Below are 16,615 nucleotides of genomic sequence, written 5' to 3'. Positions count from 1 at the left end.
AACTCGCGGGTATGGAGAATTTCCCTGCCCGCGCTCCTCGCCTCATCGCGAGCGATATTGACGGCACCCTGCTGGACCGCAACCACCGTGTCCCGCGTCGCAACCGTGACGCTGTGGCGCGGGCGGTCCAACAGGGTGCCTATTTTGCGCTTTCCACTGGCCGGCCGTTCCGGTGGATAGCCCCCGTGTTGGAGCAGCTTCCCGTCCGCCCGGTGTGTGTGACTTCGAATGGGGCGGTGCTCTATGATTCCGCGGAGGACCGCGTGATGTCCGCCCACGAGCTTTCACCCGCAGCGTTGGCAGAAGTGGTGGATGTGGCCCAGACGGTGTTGGGTACCGTGGGCTTTGGAGCGGAGCGGGCAGGAGGCTCGCTTGGCGACGCCGTCGAGGACCTCTTCGTAGTCGAACGCCACTACTCCGAAAACGCCCTCTTTGAAGGCTTCGGGGTGGTCAGCATGGGCGAGCTTGTGGGGCAGCCTGCCGTGAAATTTCTTATCCGCAATACGGACTACTCCGCTCCGAAGCTGTATGAGCTCATCGCGCCCCATATCGATCCGAAGCTCGCGCACCTGACGTATTCCATGCAGGAAGGGATTCTGGAGGTTGCCGCGCCCAATGTGACTAAGCGCCGCGGGGTGGAATGGTTGGCTGAGCACACCGGCGTCGCGCAGCAGGAGACGATCGCATTTGGGGATATGCCTAACGATATTGAGATGCTGCGCTGGGCTGGCTGCGGTGTGGCCATGGAAAACGCCCACCCAGAGGTTAAGGCGGCCGCGGACGCGGTCACCGTTGCTAACCACCAGGCGGGCGTGGCAAAGGTGCTAGAGCGCTGGTTCTAGTCGGTGAAGATGTCTACCTTTTCCGTTTCGGTGTTGTAGACAATCTCGCCGCCCTGGAATTTCACGCGGATTTCCTTGCCATTCTTCTCCTCGTTGGACGTAGGCAGGCCGAGCTTGGAGGCATTATCGCCCTCGGACCACTTCTTGGCAATCTCACCGGTGAGAGCCTTTGTACCGGACTCCTTAGAGGAGAGCACCACGCCATTCTGGAAGAGCTGGTAGAGGATCTTGCCGCCATCGGTGGTATCCGGGCCGCCAACTGCCAGGCCCAGCACCGGGCCGAAAGCGTTGAGGACGGAGGTCCAAGACTCCTTGAGGCCTTCGTTATTCGAAACCTGTACGACCTTATTGACAATCTCCGGAATATCGCCGGTGGTCAGGTTGCCCGCCACCTTTTGATCAGTATCAGGCTTCTGCAGGCGGTCGTTGGCGATGAGCACGCCGAAGACTGCGGCAGCGATTCCAGCGAGGGCGGAGATAGTCGAGACCGGTACCTCGACGTCGCCCAGCGAGGACGTGATTTCCTCACCTACCTGCTGCGGGGTTTTGGGGGCATTGGGCTGAGGAGCCTTCTGCCAATTCAGATCCGTACTGTTCTTACCGGACTTAATGGCATCTGCTTTGCGCTTGGTGTTCTTACGGATTTCGTCCCAGTGGCGCATGGTGTACTGACCCGGGCAGGCGGTGTTGTGGAAATCATTGTGGCCTGCGAAGGCCGGCACGGTGGCCATGGTTCCAGCCGGGAATTTGGAGCCGTAGAAGCCGCCGGAGTACAAGCTAGCCTTGCCCATTGGATCGATGTTAGAGATTGCTGCCTTCCAGCCCGCAATCTCGGCCACGGAGTTGAGCATCTCGCGGGAAGGGTCGGTTTCCTCGTAGTTGCCAATCATGGAAATGCCCCAGTTATTGGCATTGAAGCCGCCTACGTGGGCACCCTGTACAGCCTTGTCCAAACCGCCATAGCGGCCCTCATAGATGGTGCCGAACTTATCTACCAGCACGTTGTAGCCGATATCGCACCAGCCCAGGGTCTGTGCATGGTATTCATAAGCGCCGCGAACCTGTGCCGCCGCCTGCGCGCGGGTGTAGTTATTGGTACCCGCGGTGTGGTGCAGGGTCATGGCTTTCAGGCCATCGTCGTAGGTGGGCTGCTGGCAGCGTTTGGACTCGTCGGCGCCCCAGCCAGCGCGGGAGACAACCTTGGGCATACCCGCGGTTTCCGCGGTGGGTTCGATAGCTTCGCCGGCTTGGGCATTGCCGTCGATAAACACGGCGTCGAGATCCGCAACCTGGGTGCGCTCATCGGCCACGGGGGAGATATCGCCGACGTTGTAGGCAAGCGGTGCCGGGCGATGTGCATCAGCGCCCTTCGCGGCTTTGTCCAGGAGGGAGTCTTCCTTCTTGTCCAGGTTGGATCCGGTCACGAGGTCAACGTTGGCCATAGAGACCTGAACATCGTTGGTATCGCCCACGAAGATGAGCTCGGTGCCGTTCTTGCCCTCGGAGTAGTTCATCGCATCCATGGGCAGCCACTCGCTCCAGGAGCCATCCTGCTGTTTGGAGCGCACGAAGGAGTTGATATCGCGCTTGCCCTCCCACGTGACGGCGAACATGTTGAAGGTTTCGTCGCGGTGGAATTGCTTGACCGCGCGGCGGCCTTCGCCGTCGCCCTGCGCGGCTACGGCGGGGTCATCGACGACGATGGATTCACCATCGCTGAAGCTAGCGGAGGCGTTTTTGACCTCAATGGGGCCGCCATTGTTGGAGTCCTGGGTCTTAAGTACCTGCTGGCCGCCGAATGCGGCGGTCACGGCGAGCGCGATAGAGGTGACTGCCGCGAGGACCGGGGTGGACCACTTGGACCTGGTGGGTACTAGTCGACGTCGTTGTTGCACTGTTATCTCCCTGGGGTTGTGCAGCTGTTAAAACGGTTGCCAAAAGTTAAGAATTGATTGTGATGGTACGTTTGTGACTTCTGTGAAACCTGTTGCGACACGCCGTTGCGCCGTGTCGGTTGCCGAAGTGCAATAAACTGGGGGCCATGACTTCTTATGACCTCATCGTTGTTGGCTCTGGATTTTTTGGCCTCACGGTTGCCGAGCGCGCCGCTAGTCAGCTGGATAAGAAGGTGCTCATTGTGGAGCGCCGCAACCACCTCGGCGGCAATGCCTACTCCGAGGCTGAACCCACCACCGGAATCGAGGTGCACAAGTACGGTGCGCACCTCTTCCACACCTCTAATAAGCGCGTGTGGGACTACTGCAATAAGTTCACCGATTTCACCGATTACCAGCACCGCGTCTTTGCTATGCACGATGGCACCGCCTACCAATTCCCGATGGGCCTGGGTCTTATTAACCAGTTCTTCGGCCGCTACTACTCCCCGGATGAGGCCCGCCAGCTCATTAAGGATCAGGCCGGCGAGTTCTCACCGGAAGAAGCGCAAAACCTAGAGGAAAAGGCCATCTCCCTTATCGGTCGCCCGCTGTATGAGGCCTTTATTCGCGATTACACCGCTAAGCAGTGGCAGACGGACCCGAAGGAGCTGCCGGCCGCGAATATCACCCGTCTGCCGGTGCGCTATACCTTCAACAATCGCTACTTCAATGACACCTATGAGGGTCTGCCCGTTGACGGCTACGCGGCATGGCTAGAAAACATGGCTGACCACGACAATATTGAGGTCCGTTTGGATACCGATTGGTTCGAGGTTCGTGAGGAGCTGCGCGCTGAGTCTCCGGATGCGCCCGTGGTCTACACGGGCCCATTGGACCGCTACTTTGATTTTGCCGAGGGCGAGCTGGGCTGGCGCACCCTCGACTTTGATCTGGAGGTGCTGGACACCGGCGATTTCCAGGGCACGCCCGTGATGAACTACAACGATGCGGACGTGGACTACACCCGCATCCATGAATTCCGCCACTTCCACCCGGAGCGTAAGGATAAGTATCCGAAGGACAAGACGGTCATCATGAAGGAGTACTCGCGCTTCGCCGATAAAGGCGATGAGCCGTATTACCCGATTAATACCCCGGAAGACCGCACCAAGCTGGAGGCCTATCGCAAGCTCGCCGCCCAGGAATCGAAGGACAATAGGGTTCTCTTCGGCGGCCGTTTGGGCACCTACCAGTACCTGGATATGCACATGGCTATCGGTTCCGCGCTGTCCATGTTTGATAATAAGCTCGCGCCATTCTGGAACGAGGGCAAGGCTATCGAACAGGAGCGTGGCCACTAAACTTGATCACCTCTACAGGAAGGAGGTGACGGTATGGCTGATCGCCGCATGTGGAAAATGTCGCCGGAGCGGCTGCAAGAGCATCTAAAACTGCGTAGCCGTGCATCGCGCATTCCCGATAAAAAGAAGGAACAGTCCAAGAAGGCCTGCCGGAACTCCCGGCGGGCCTTCCCGCATTTTCCGTGCAGAAAACTATTGGGTTTCTCCCAACCGTTTGACTTAACCCACCGTTAACCTGTAAAGTTAACGCCAGGTTAACACTTAGCAAACGGGACAATAATCCGAGAAAGGGGATAACAATGAACCAGTTTGAAACCCTGCGTCAGGATCTGCACGAAAACTACGGCCACGAGTACACCGCCGCAGAAATCGATGCCAAGCTCGATGAGGTTATTGCCAAGCACACCAAGAAGGCTGAGCTCGAAGAATTCGTGCCGCTATTGGTGGAGCGTGAGGTGCGTGAATACTTCGGCGCTCACCGCCTTCATATCCGCTTTGCCGCCGGTACTAATAATGCGCTGGCCCAGGCTGCGGCGGAACTGACCCGCAAGCACGCCGGCGAGGCGCTCTTTGTAGATACCGCCGTTGCCCACCCGGAAAACGAGGCAGAAGGCCACCTCGCCCACGTCATGAACGAGCGCGGTATGGGTGAGGCTCCAAATAAGTACCTTGATGAGGTGCAGACGGTAGCGATGCCGGATTATATCGTGTTCCTAGGCCGTGAGGTCGAACGCGATGAGGCAGGCAAAGACATCAAAATCTGGGATATTCCTGCTGCGGATACCGTAGAGCAGGCGCGCGAATTGGCCGATGACCTCGAAGCCCGCGTGCTCTACATGCTCAATAAGCTGGGCATTGATCCGGTCACTGAGCCGGTCAACGTCTAAAAGCGATACGGGTTGGGCAGCTGGGAGGAGACATTATTGTTGGCCACCCAGAAGCCCGCGAACCTATAGGGCATATAGTGTGTGCCCATGCCGGGGCGCCATCCCGGCGTGCCCAACAGCGGGGGAGTCTGGCGGTCGCGCTGTGGATATAGCCTTTCTGGCAGCGCACCCACCAGTGGGTGGTAGTCCTCTAAGAGGCGAGCGAAGGCGAAGTCAAAGTCATCCCGCGAAAGGTCCTGAGATAGGTTACTAATGCGCTGGGTCATCTGGCGGAGGCTGGCGTTGTCGGGTTGACGGGAGAGGGCCGTTTGGGCGTCGTTAAGCAGCCATTGCGTCTCGCCGGCGCGTACCGCAGTATCGCCATCGCAGAATTTTTCCAGGGAATCTATCTGCGCTGCGGCCGTATGGATCTGCTTGAGCGCCTTATAGGACTCCTTGATGGAGGCGGCATGCGAGGAAAAGTCCTGGACGTGATCTAAGGCCTTGAGCGTCGGCCGCGCATCGGTGTACTGATTGACTAGGAAACGCCACTGGACCTTGAGGGAATCGCCCGCCAAGGGGGATTGCAGGGCATTAATGCGCGCCTCCGTGCGCTCGATGAGCTCCTCGGCGCTATCGCGAACTCCCGCAATATAGTCAAAGCGTTTGCGCAGGCGGGCGCGGCGGGTGAGCAAGTAAGTAATGAGCCCCACCGCGGCGAGGACCACGATTACTGACGTGGTGGCAATGAACATAGACCACGTGGGCGCCTCCTGCGCATATTGCCGGCGCACGGTCGGATCCGCGGCGGCGCGCGTGGCCAAGATCATGCTGACGGTATAGTCATCGTCCTCCAGCGCCGGCCGCATCTGATCCAGGATGCCGTCCACGCGGCCTGCGTCATAGATCTTGATGTCTCGGCACACTTGGGCGCCACAGCGCACGGCCATGCTATTGGGCTCAAAGCCTACGGCGATAACGAGTACATTCTTCTGCAGTTCACCGTTGCTGATGAATTGTGGGTGCTCGCGCGCCAAGTCATGCAAAAGGGTGCGGGAAAAATCCTCGCCCGAATTCGGATACGTGGCGTAGACAACCTCGTGCACGGAATCTGGAAGGTGCATGGACTGTGCTTGCGATTTCACGGCCTCTTCGTCCGAAGAGCTCAGAATCTGGGCGTGGTCCAAAAATTCCACCGCGGGCTTGTCCTTCGCGAGGGCGGCGGGTGCGCCAGCTGCAGCAAAAAGAGCTACTACTACCGCGTAAGGAACCCATCTCATGATGTTCCATCTTACGGGCTCCGCGTGTAAACCGTAGTAGTTATGCAAAAGCAACTACGCTAAATCGCTGACTACTGTTTATACCGTTTGGAGAATCGAAGTTATCGTGACTGCCAACAACACCCAGGCCCATGAGCCCCTGCAGCGCATTCTGCTGCCTAAGCGCGGCGAGCCCTTTGATGTGCGGATGCTCTACCTCATCGAGGCCGAGCAAAACCGCGAACGCCTCAGCTGGTTTAACCGCACGTCCGTTACTATCCCGGCCGGCGAGGAAGCCTCTTTTGAAACCTACTTCAACGCCTTCCCAGCCTCCTACTGGCGCCGCTGGTCCCAGCTGCGCTCCGTTATCCTCAGCCTGGACATTGAGGGCCAGGCAAATATTTCCCTCTACCGCTCCAAGCAGGATGGCCAGCGCATTTCCGTGGCCAACCACCTGGTAAGCACCGGCCACCATGAGTTCGAGCTGCCACTCAAAAACTTTGAGGACGGCGGCTGGCTGTGGTTCGATATCACCGCCGAGCAGGACACCACGCTTGCCGACGCCGCCTGGTGCTCCCCCCACGCCCCCGGCCCGCAGGTGCTGCCGGACGGCACCGAGCAGCCGGCCCAAGACAAGCGCGTGGCGGTAGGCATTCCCACTTTTAACCGCCCGACCGATGCCGTAGCAGCCCTTAAAGCATTGGCCGAGGACCCAGTAGTCGATGAAATCATCGACTTCGTCCTCATGCCGGACCAAGGCAACCAGCACCCTGCCGATGAGCCAGGCTATGACGAGGCAGTCGCTCACTTTGGCGAGCGCTTCCGCGAGTTCCGTCAGGGCAACCTGGGTGGCTCCGGCGGCTACTCCCGCATCATGTACGAGGCGCTGGAGAATACCGATTCGCCTTTCATCCTTTATATGGACGATGACATCGCCATCGAGCCGGATTCCGTGCTGCGCGCGGTGCAAGCGGCCCGTTACGCCGCTAAGCCCATTATCGTCGGTGGCCAGATGCTTAACCTGCAGGAGCGCTCCCAGCTGCGCACCACCGGCGAGCGCGTCAACCGTGCCGATTTCATGTGGGGCGCGGCACCGCACGCCGTCTACGACCACGACTTTGCCAAGTACCCGCTGCGCGCCATAGGTACCCGCGAAACCCACATAGATCCGAAGAAGTACGATTCCCGCGCGCTGCACCGCCGCGTTGACGTGGAGTACAACGGCTGGTGGATGTGCCTCTTCCCGCGCATCGTGGCAGAAACCAACGGTCAACCACTGCCGCTCTTTATTAAATGGGACGATACCGAGTATTCCCTGCGCGCGGCGCGCAATGGATTCCCCACGGTGACCTGGCCGGGTGCCGCCATCTGGCACATGGCTTGGGCCGATAAGGATGATGCCATTGACTGGCAGGCCTATTTCCACCTGCGCAACCGCCTCATCGTTGCTGCGATGTACCACGAGGGACCGGCCAAGGGCATTACCAAGTCCATCTTCAAGTCCACCCTCAAGCACACCATGTGCATGGAATACTCCACCATGGCCATCCAGATTGAAGCTATGCGCGACTTCCTAGCGGGGCCGGACCATCTCTTTGACATCCTGGAGTCCTCGTTGCCGCGCATCGCGCAAATTCGCAAGAACTATTCCGATGCTGTCATTTTGGAATCCGCCGATGAGCTGCCCGCTCCCACCGGCGCGCCGGGCGTGCCTACGCGCAATATCGGCGGCCGCCTAGCCAAGATCAAGAAGATCCCGTGGGCCATTAAGGGCCTCAAGCACCTCGTTAGCAAGGAAGACGCTGCGCACCACGAGGCGCCACAGCTTAACCTCACTCCGGACGAGGCCCGTTGGTTTACCCTTTCCCGCGTGGATTCTGCCACCGTCTCCACCGCAGGTGGTACCGGCGTGGCCTTCCGCAAGCGCGATCGCGACCTAGCCAAGGACCTCGTATCGCAGACCCGCGAGCTGTTGAAGGAGATCGAGGAAAACTTCGATGACCTGCGCGCTGAATACCGTGCGGCGCAGCCGGAGCTAACCTCGCGCGAGTCCTGGAAGAAGGTCTTCGATGCCCAATAAGGTTTCCGTAGCAGAATCGCGCGTTCTCGAATCCCTCCAGGGTGCGGCCTTTGACGTGCCCGGCGTGCTTCCTACCGCCCGCGGGCTTAGCCACTGGGGCGAGCATGCCCTGGGTTGGATGGGCAGCGCTGCGGTAGGGGCGGGCGTCGACAAGCGCCGCCGCGAGGGCTGGATCCGGGTGGGCGCTGCTGCTTTTCTCGCGCACGCCGCTAGCGTGGTGCTCAAGCGCATCGTGCGCCGCAAGCGCCCCGATTATCCGTACGTGCGCGTGGGGGTAAAGACTCCCTCCAAGCTATCTTTTCCCAGTTCGCACGCGACCTCGACTACTGCATTCCTGGTGGCGGCGAGTCGCCTTACCGGCTGCAAGGCGCCGCTTCTCGGCGTGCCAGTCATGATGGCATCGCGTATGGTGCTCGGAGTGCACTACCCAACAGATACGGCAGTGGGTGCGGCCATCGGCGCTGCTACCGCAGAGGTCGTGATGAAAGGAATGAAGCATGAGTGATGATGGAAACCAGCACTTTTTCCATTCGGAACCGCACACCTCTGGCGTAGATACCGGCCGCAAGCGCAAGCCGCCGAAGAATCTTGTCGATGGCATGATTAAGGCCCTGCGTCCCAAGCAGTGGGTCAAAAACGTCCTCGTGCTGGCGGCCCCCGCCGCGGCCGGCGCCGATGCCCTATTTCACGGCCGCGTGCTTGTCGATGTCCTCTTGGCCTTCGTCGTCTTCTGCCTCGGCGCTTCCTCCATCTACCTGATCAATGATGCGAAGGACTGGCGCGAGGATCAGGAGCATCCGACCAAGCGCTTCCGCCCGATTGCCTCCGGCGTGCTGCCCATCAAGCTCGCCTATGTAATGGCCGTGGTGCTCATCTGCTTGTCCATCGGGCTATCCTTCCTTGCTACCGCTGGCCCGCAGCTGGCAATCGTGATGGCGATTTATATCGCGTTGCAATTGGGCTATTGCTTCGGTTGGAAGCACATGCCGGTGATTGATATCGCCCTAGTTTCCTCCGGCTTCATGCTGCGCACCATGGCCGGTGGCGTGGCTGCAGGCATCGAGCTTTCGCAGTGGTTCCTGCTGGTGGCGGCCTTTGGTTCGCTGTTTATGGCCTCTGGCAAGCGCTACTCGGAGATCCTTCTTGTGGAGCAAACCGGCGCGAAAATCCGCAAGTCCCTGGAAGGTTATACACCTACCTACCTGCGCTTCGTGTGGACGCTAGCCGCCACCGCGGTGGTTATCTGCTACACCCTCTGGGGCTTCGAGCTTGCTAACGATGCCCAGACCGGTGGCGTGTGGTACCAAGTCTCCATGGTGCCGTTTACCATCGCCATCTTGCGCTATGCGGCCGATGTGGACCGCGGCCAGGGTGGCGCTCCGGATGAGATTGCACTGGAGGACCGCACTTTGCAGGTTCTCGCTTTGGCTTGGCTCGCTTGCATCGCCATGGCGGTGTATATCATGCCGTTGTTCTAGACACAGCTGAATCGATATAGAAATTTTCCGCGGGGCTGATAAACTTTCTTCCCGTGCTTAACACCGACCACAAGAGTATCGCCCGCTGGAGTACCCCGGCGGTCGTTCTTGTGATCGGTGTTTTATCTTTGTGGGGCGGTTTTGCGCGCCGCTGGATTTCCGATGACGGACTCATTGTCCTGCGCACCGTGCGCAACCTCGAAGCCGGAAATGGGCCCGTGTTCAATATGGGCGAACGCGTAGAGGCCAATACCTCCACGCTGTGGCAGTACCTCATTTTCCTGGTGCGCTGGGTGACCCACGCAAACCTAGAAGGCATCGCCATTTACTTGGGGCTCATCCTGGCGGTAGTAGCAATGGTGGTCGGTACGGGGGCGTCGGCAAGCATTCGCTCTGGCGCTGTTCTTCCGGCCGGTGCGCTGGTGTATCTGGCCCTTCCGCCGGCCAGGGACTTCTTCACCTCGGGACTGGAGTGGGGCCTCTGCATTTTCTATCTAGCTGTGCTCTGGTCGCTGTTGCTGCGTTGGTCGCGGCCGGCCCGCCATTCCAATAGCAATAGCGACGCCTACTGGCTAGCTTTCTGGGCCGGATTGTCTTGGCTGGTGCGCCCAGAGCTCGCCCTGTACGGCGGTCTGGTGGGAATCATTCTCCTCGTGTCTCATCGATCGTGGAAAGTTATCGCTGTCGCGGTGCCGTTGCCGCTGGCTTATGAGGTCTTCCGCATGGGCTACTACGGCCTGCTGACCCCACACACGGCTGTGGCTAAGTCCGCGGCTGGCTCCGAATGGGGCAAGGGGTTTACCTACCTGGCGGATTTTGCCGGCCCATACTGGCTCTTCCTGCCGCTTATCGTGCTCGCCGTGGCAGGTCTATGGAAGGCAAACCTGCGCCCCACCGCGGTGCGCTCTACTGCCACCGCTATTTATCTCTTTGAAGGCACTGCGCTCATTCACACGCTCTACGTGCTGCGCGTGGGTGGAGATTTCATGCATGGTCGCATGCTTTTGCTCCCACTTTTTGCGGCACTGCTTCCCATTTTTGTGGTGAGCGTTCGAGCATGGATAGCCTCCGTGTTCTGTGCGGTATGGGCGCTAGTTATCGTTCTGCGCGGACATCCGGTGGACCGCAGCATCTACGAGGGCGAGATCTCCATCGTGGATGAACGCGATTTCTGGACCAACGCGACCCAGCGTGAGGATCCTCCCATGCGGGCCGAAGAATTCCTCGACGCCAAGTTTATGGAGGACTACCAAGAGGGCATCGACGAGCTGGAGGCTGGCGACGCCATGACCTTCCGCTATATCAAGGGGGAAGATAGGTTCTCGTGGACGGCGGCCCCCGCAGATCCCTCGCGCACCGACCCACCGACCGTTTACCTGCTCAATTTGGGCCTTTCTTCCATGAATGCACCGCTGGATATTCGCGTGCTGGACAATATTGGACTCAGCAATCCTTTGGCGGCGCGCCAGCCACGCATCGTGGGTGGACGCATTGGGCACGACAAGAGCTTGGATACGTCGTGGCAGGTGGCAGACTCTGCCGTCGATATTGACGAGGTTCCGGCGTGGATTGATAAGTACGAGGCTGCCAAGGCTCGCGCCGCTCTTGCCGACGCCGATTTTCAGAAACTCTTCGCTACCTACAGGGATCCTTTAACTTGGGACCGTTTCTGGAAAAATATTAAATTCTCCCTGACAGACGGGCGGACCATAGCCTTCTCCTCGGATCCCTCGGACTACCTGCACTAATTCCTTCAAATGCAGACTTTAGGGCCAACCTAAGTTACACTAACCTGTGACATTGTTATCGATCCGTGACGTTAACGATATACAGGGTTCGGACGATAGAACTTAGTGACAATCACCGAGTAGTTTGAAGGAGAAAGATGACTGCTTCCATCAAGGGTCGCGTCCTTTCAGCCATCATGGCAGTTGCCGTAGCTTTGGGCCTAGCCGTCGTGGCGGGTTCCCAGCCGGCAGAGGCCGCCAACCGCGACTGGTTGCGCCGTGACGCCACTGGTACGTGTGAGTGGGACAAGGTTGCCTGGTGGGTCCAGCGCTGCGACGTTTGGTCGCAAGCGATGGGCCGTAATATTCCCGTACAGATACAGCCGGCGAAGCGGGGTGGAAATGCGGCACTCTATCTGCTTGATGGTCTGCGCGCAACTAATCTTACAAATGCGTGGGTAAACGATGTTAATGCGGCGAAGACCTATGAACCACACAACATCACACTTGCGATGCCGGTTGGCGGAGCCGCCTCTTTCTACGCGGACTGGCAGGGACCTGCGACCTACGATCTGTCAAATCCTGTTAATTACAAGTGGGAGACGTTTCTGACCAGCGAACTCCCAGGCTATCTGGAGCGCAACTTCGGCGTGGCACGTAATAATAACTCTATTGCAGGTTTGTCGATGGGAGCTGGTGCTGCGCTAACCCTCGCAGCGAAGCACCCTAATCAATTTCGTCAGGCGCTGTCCTTCTCTGGCTTCTTGACTACAACTGTCCCCGGTGCACAGACATTCATGCGTCTAGCCATGTTGGATGCAGGCGGCTTTAATATCAATGCAATGTACGGATCGCTATTTAATCCGAAGCGTTTCCAAAACGACCCACTGTTGTTAATTCCGCAGTTGCGAAACACCAATCTATATATTTCATCAGCCTCTGGTATTCCGGGGCCTGGCGACAGTCACTATTTACCGGAGCATCAAGCTGCTGGCGCGGCTTTGGAGGTCGGATCTAATATAACCACTCACGTGTGGGAAGGTGCAGCTCGGCTACAGGGATTGAATCCTACTGTAAGTTATCCAGCTCAGGGGCTGCATAATTGGGAGCAGTTTGGTTATCAGCTCAATCGTTCTAAGCCACAGGTCTTGAATGTGATGAACGCGTGGTAGCGCATTGTTGCATTCGCTAGCGTGTTGTATCTGTAACCTAGGTGAAGCCGCGTTTTGGTGCCCATAAAGGGCACCATCGCGAGTACTTTTCATATCAGCGCTGACCCATCCTCGAAAAGGGGGAAAGTAGCAAAAGTGGATGCGGACATTTTTAGGAATATTCAGAGTAGCAGCTTGCGCCGGCGTTGGTTGATGATTAATCTGTCGAACTCAAGCTTGATTATTGGGTTAAGTAGCAAAAAGTGTGTCTGAGTTACAGCAATCTTGCTGATCAGGCTGAGTAAATCGGGTGGGTATAAGGTCTCGATGTTTATATCCACCTGATTCGTGTTCAATCCATCGGACTGGCACCCGCATGTGCTAGTCGGGGGGTGGTGTGCTTTCCGGGTAAGTAAAAGCAGACCACGATGCCCGGTATGTTCTGGGCAAATGAAGAAAATGGAACCACATCCAAGGCACAACTAGGTGGCGGTGCAAAGACCCGAACTGCGGTAGTGCCATGACACGAACCCGCACCGATCGCACGTAGGCCCGCGACCTTAAAGACTTCGTGTCCTATGTCATCTCCACAGCGACGCTGTCTGAACTCGCTCAGCAACAAAGGGTGAGTCGTTGGACACTTGATCGCCGATTCGAACCGTTTTGGCTCATCGACATCCCCAACGACGGTGCCCCGCAGCGCGTCCACGAACAGATCTTCATCGACTACACCTACGCGGCGGCTGGCTGCCTGCTTGTGGTAGCCAGCCGCGACCACGTCCTTGCTTGGCACTGGACCAAACACGAAACCGTCCACGCATACACGCAGCTACTTCGCAAAATCGCCGAGCCGCTCTGCGTTGTCTTCGACGGCGGACAAGGCGCACTCACCGCGATTAAAGCCTGCTGGCCGAACGCAATGATTCTGCGTTGTCTCGTCCATGCGCAACGTGTCATCCGCCGCTACACCACCTCACGGCCGTGCACCGACCCCCGCAAAGGCATCTACGCACAGGCGTTGAAACTGACCCGTATCACCACTTTCGACCAGGCACAGGAGTGGACGCTGCGCCTACACGACTTCGGTCAGGCATTCAAGACATTACTCAACGAGAAAACCTCCGTGCCCAAAGAGCGCCAAACACTCAATAACCAGTGGGAATGGACTCATCTGCGGGTGCGCAAAGCCTATAACTCACTGCTGCACCTATCGCGCAACAATTGGCTGTTTACCTACCTGCAGCCACCACCGAATGCGCTTGATCTTAAACGCTGGGTTTCAACGACAAACAGTCTTGAAGGCGGAATCAGCGCGCCCAACTCAAACGCATCGCCGATGCGCATCGAGGCAGGTCTGGGGAACGCCAACGAAAAATTCTCGAGTGGTACCTCCACACCAAAAAGCAACTGCCTGACGATCCGCTAGATATCGCCAGGCAGTGCAATTTTGGTCAAGATCAACTCGCCAAAGTCAACGGTCTTGCCGAAGAAGACCACAACAAAGCCGACCAAGAAACAGGCCGACCAGCCTTCTACGACAACGCTATCCCAACCGAGTATGAACACTCGATAGGAATCAGAAAAGGCCCATGAAGTAACCAACCGCGTACCCGCCCCGCGAAACGCCGAGCGGACACACATTTTGCTACTTAACTCTGATTCTTCGGTCGTTGTAGGAGCCGACATATTCATGAATTGCTTTCTCTAATTCCTCACGATGGCGCCACTTACGCCCATAGAACATCGCATTTTTCATTCGGCCGGACAACCCCTCACACGCCGAATTGTCGGGTGAGGGACCTGACCCCTGTTTGGTAGACACCTGATATTGAGCTCGGTTGGGTTGGGAAGAAAGGTAATCTACCACCATGCCTAGGTGCTCCGAACAGTTCCAACGTGATGCTGTGGCTGTCTACGAAAACAATGAGGACCTATCCACTTCACGCGGCTTCAATAGAGCTTGTAATCAATCGTTCTTCACCTTATTCCTGGCTTAAGCAGTACGGCACCGGCAAACGTGCCCGCTCGAAAAACATGCGTGATAAAGCTCAGGCGACGACTGATTCTCAGCGGATCCGCCAGCTGGAAAACGCAAAGTTGCGCGAAGAACGCGATATCCCGCGCAAGGCCGTGAAGCATTTTATTTAAAGAGACACGCTGGTAATCGGCTTCCAGTTTTTCTATGACCACCGAACCGAGTACTCGGCTCACACGGATGTGTCACGTGTTAAAGCTCAATCGCTCCTCGTTCTACAAATGGGTCAGAACCCGTGAAAACGCAGTTTAAAGATGTGTTCCGATGCCCTTATTGCTGCAAAAATCAAGACCATCTTCAATGATGAGCACGGGCTTTATGGTGTTAAACGCATCGCTGCAAGTCTCAACCATGATACGGATTTCAGCCCGATCAATCACAAGAAGGTTGCACGCATCATGAAATCTAGGGGGCTTCAAAGGCTTTACGAAACGGCGTCGATGCATCGCCACCAAGCGCAGGCATGGTTACCGTGTCATGCCAGATTTAGTAGGCCGTAAATTCACCGCCGACAGGCCGAACCACGCCTATGTTGGCGACATTACGTACCTGCCGTGTAAGGGTGAAAAGAACATGTGCCTTGCTGCGGTCATTGACGTCTACTCACGCAAACTTGTCGGTCATGCACTTGCTGACCACATGCGGGTATCGCTAGTTATCGAAGCTTTGTCTTGTGCCAGAAAGGTCCGCGGAAGCCTTAAAGGGGCAATTTTCCATTCCGATCACGGCAGTGTGTACACCTCACAGGCATTTAGGGACCACTGCGCCCGACTTGGTGTGTACCAATCCGTGGGAGCAGTTGGAACCAGTGCTGATAACGCCCTAGCAGAATCCTTTAACGCCACTTTAAAGCGTGAAGTTCTGCGTGATAGGAAACTCTTTGAAAGTCCAATCAGCTGCCGCCGGGAAATCTTCCTGTGGTGCATGCGCTACAACACGCGCAGGCGGCACTCCTGATGCAACCTTCTAGCCCCCAATGACTTCGAAACGCTTAATTCAGCTACACTGACCCAAGCAGCATAGCTAACCCCCCGACGTGTCTACTTTCCGGGGGCCAGGCCTGAGCACCGTTTCTTCGACATTGAAGGAGCAAAACCGATGTCTCGGGAGGCTTGGATCCAACTATTACCTCGATAGCGGCAACCCCGATCGGAATGGATTACTAATTTTGTCGGGTCCGGCTTCATCGTGCATGATCTTCGTGCAGGCTCGTTAGTGAGAAGTCTCCATTACTCTCATAGAGGGCCACAGCATCACCTTTGAACTGTTCGGAATACCTAGGCATGGTGGTAGATTTCCTTTCTTGCCAACCCAACCGGGCTGGACATTAAGCGTCTACCAAACAGGGGCAAGGACCAAATTCTTCGGTTACTTTGAATCGATATCAATCACGGTGAAGCCTTCGACACGGTTGAAGAGCTTCAAGCTATCGAAGAATATATCAAATGGTATAACATCGAACGCATCTAAAAACGACTCAAGGGCCTGACCCCGATGCAACATCGGAACCAGACCCTTGTGCCCCTAACCGCCTAGAATTAAACCAGTCCAACTTTCGGGGGCTAGTTCAGTTCGCGGTTCTCGGGGGTGTTTTGGCTTGTGTTTTAGAAGCCGAGGATGTTGCGGTTGAACTCGTTGAGTGCGTCAGGGATGAGGTATGGCAGCTTGCGGAAGAAAAGGCTTGCCTGCTCGAGGATGTCCCAGCCGTTGGAGATGGCTGCGTGTGCTGCTTCTTGTGCGTTGGTTACGAGATCTGCAATCATTTGTTTTCCTTTCGTTTGGTGAAATGGTTGCGTACTGGTTTTGTACGTGAATTTTTGAGGTTACCCTCAAGTAGTGGACACCCTATTTGTATGGATCTTGTGTCCGTAGGAGAGGATGTTCATTGTGAATCAACAGCGCAAGAAGTACACGCCGGAGTACCGGCGTGAAGCCGCAA

At 57.1% G+C, this 16,615-nt stretch carries 13 protein-coding genes and 3 pseudogenes; 12 read left to right on the top strand and 4 right to left on the bottom strand.

Features of this window, described 5'->3' with window-relative positions:
• Positions 1-11 precede the first annotated feature (11 nt).
• On the top strand, positions 12-842 hold the full coding sequence (locus tag MHK05_RS09680) for an HAD family hydrolase (protein WP_239206378.1): 831 nt from the start codon (positions 12-14) through the stop codon (positions 840-842).
• On the opposite strand, the gene MHK05_RS09675 is transcribed toward MHK05_RS09680, so the two are convergent.
• A complete protein-coding gene (locus MHK05_RS09675; protein ID WP_239206376.1) occupies positions 839-2,737 on the bottom strand; it encodes an N-acetylmuramoyl-L-alanine amidase in 1,899 nt (632 codons plus the stop codon). The two genes, MHK05_RS09680 and MHK05_RS09675, sit on opposite strands and share 4 nt — an antisense overlap.
• Before the next feature lie 146 nt (positions 2,738-2,883).
• Between MHK05_RS09675 and glf the strand changes: the two genes are divergently transcribed.
• From glf to MHK05_RS09660, 3 genes are all read left to right on the top strand, one after another.
• On the top strand, positions 2,884-4,080 hold the full coding sequence (gene glf / locus MHK05_RS09670) for a UDP-galactopyranose mutase (RefSeq protein ID WP_023020085.1): 1,197 nt from the start codon (positions 2,884-2,886) through the stop codon (positions 4,078-4,080).
• 33 nt (positions 4,081-4,113) lie between these two features.
• Positions 4,114-4,314 carry a DEAD/DEAH box helicase gene (locus tag MHK05_RS09665; protein WP_239206374.1) on the top strand — a complete coding sequence of 67 codons (201 nt, stop codon included), beginning with the start codon at positions 4,114-4,116 and terminating at the stop codon, positions 4,312-4,314.
• Positions 4,315-4,379: 65 nt separating this feature from the next.
• The gene (locus MHK05_RS09660) at positions 4,380-4,967 is read left to right on the top strand and encodes a three-helix bundle dimerization domain-containing protein (protein WP_239206372.1); all 588 of its coding nucleotides are present in this window, start codon (positions 4,380-4,382) and stop codon (positions 4,965-4,967) included.
• Here MHK05_RS09660 and MHK05_RS09655 read toward each other — a convergent pair.
• On the bottom strand, positions 4,964-6,226 hold the full coding sequence (locus tag MHK05_RS09655; protein ID WP_239206370.1) for a hypothetical protein: 1,263 nt from the start codon (positions 6,224-6,226) through the stop codon (positions 4,964-4,966). The genes MHK05_RS09660 and MHK05_RS09655 overlap by 4 nt on opposite strands.
• A 106-nt stretch (positions 6,227-6,332) precedes the next feature.
• Here MHK05_RS09655 and MHK05_RS09650 point away from each other — a divergent pair, with 106 nt between their 5' ends.
• The 6 genes and pseudogenes from MHK05_RS09650 (at position 6,333) to MHK05_RS09625 (ending at position 14,234) form a co-directional block, all read left to right on the top strand.
• A complete protein-coding gene (locus MHK05_RS09650) occupies positions 6,333-8,285 on the top strand; it encodes a glycosyltransferase (RefSeq protein WP_239206368.1) in 1,953 nt (650 codons plus the stop codon).
• Positions 8,275-8,790 carry a phosphatase PAP2 family protein gene (locus MHK05_RS09645; protein ID WP_239206366.1) on the top strand — a complete coding sequence of 172 codons (516 nt, stop codon included), beginning with the start codon at positions 8,275-8,277 and terminating at the stop codon, positions 8,788-8,790. The genes MHK05_RS09650 and MHK05_RS09645 overlap by 11 nt, the downstream gene beginning before the upstream one ends.
• Entirely contained in the window at positions 8,783-9,763 is a 981-nt protein-coding gene (locus tag MHK05_RS09640; RefSeq protein WP_023020079.1) for a decaprenyl-phosphate phosphoribosyltransferase, read from the top strand. The genes MHK05_RS09645 and MHK05_RS09640 overlap by 8 nt, the downstream gene beginning before the upstream one ends.
• A 53-nt stretch (positions 9,764-9,816) precedes the next feature.
• Positions 9,817-11,511: an arabinofuranosyltransferase AftB family protein gene (locus MHK05_RS09635; protein ID WP_239206364.1), complete on the top strand. Its 1,695-nt coding sequence runs from the start codon at positions 9,817-9,819 to the stop codon at positions 11,509-11,511.
• Between the two features lie 137 nt (positions 11,512-11,648).
• Complete coding sequence (locus MHK05_RS09630) at positions 11,649-12,662, top strand: alpha/beta hydrolase (RefSeq protein ID WP_239206362.1); 1,014 nt, start codon at positions 11,649-11,651, stop codon at positions 12,660-12,662.
• A 429-nt stretch (positions 12,663-13,091) separates the two neighbouring features.
• Positions 13,092-14,234 (top strand): annotated as a pseudogene (locus tag MHK05_RS09625) (IS1249 family transposase).
• Between the two features lie 52 nt (positions 14,235-14,286).
• Here MHK05_RS09625 and MHK05_RS11920 read toward each other — a convergent pair.
• A complete protein-coding gene (locus MHK05_RS11920) occupies positions 14,287-14,397 on the bottom strand; it encodes an IS3 family transposase (protein WP_367403376.1) in 111 nt (36 codons plus the stop codon).
• 112 nt (positions 14,398-14,509) lie between these two features.
• On the opposite strand from MHK05_RS11920, the pseudogene MHK05_RS09620 reads away from it, so the two are divergent.
• A pseudogene (locus tag MHK05_RS09620) lies at positions 14,510-15,699 on the top strand (IS3 family transposase).
• A gap of 354 nt (positions 15,700-16,053) precedes the next feature.
• Positions 16,054-16,212: pseudogene (locus tag MHK05_RS09615) on the top strand (IS3 family transposase).
• A 68-nt stretch (positions 16,213-16,280) separates the two neighbouring features.
• On the opposite strand, the gene MHK05_RS09610 reads toward MHK05_RS09615, so the two are convergent.
• A complete protein-coding gene (locus MHK05_RS09610; protein ID WP_239206360.1) occupies positions 16,281-16,439 on the bottom strand; it encodes a hypothetical protein in 159 nt (52 codons plus the stop codon).
• Between the last annotated feature and the right edge of the window lie 176 nt (positions 16,440-16,615).

Source organism: Corynebacterium nasorum, assembly GCF_022347325.1.
GTDB lineage: Bacteria > Actinomycetota > Actinomycetes > Mycobacteriales > Mycobacteriaceae > Corynebacterium > Corynebacterium kefirresidentii.
The sequence above is the reverse complement of the archived record's forward strand: the minus strand, read 5'-3'. Positions and strand labels throughout refer to the sequence as shown.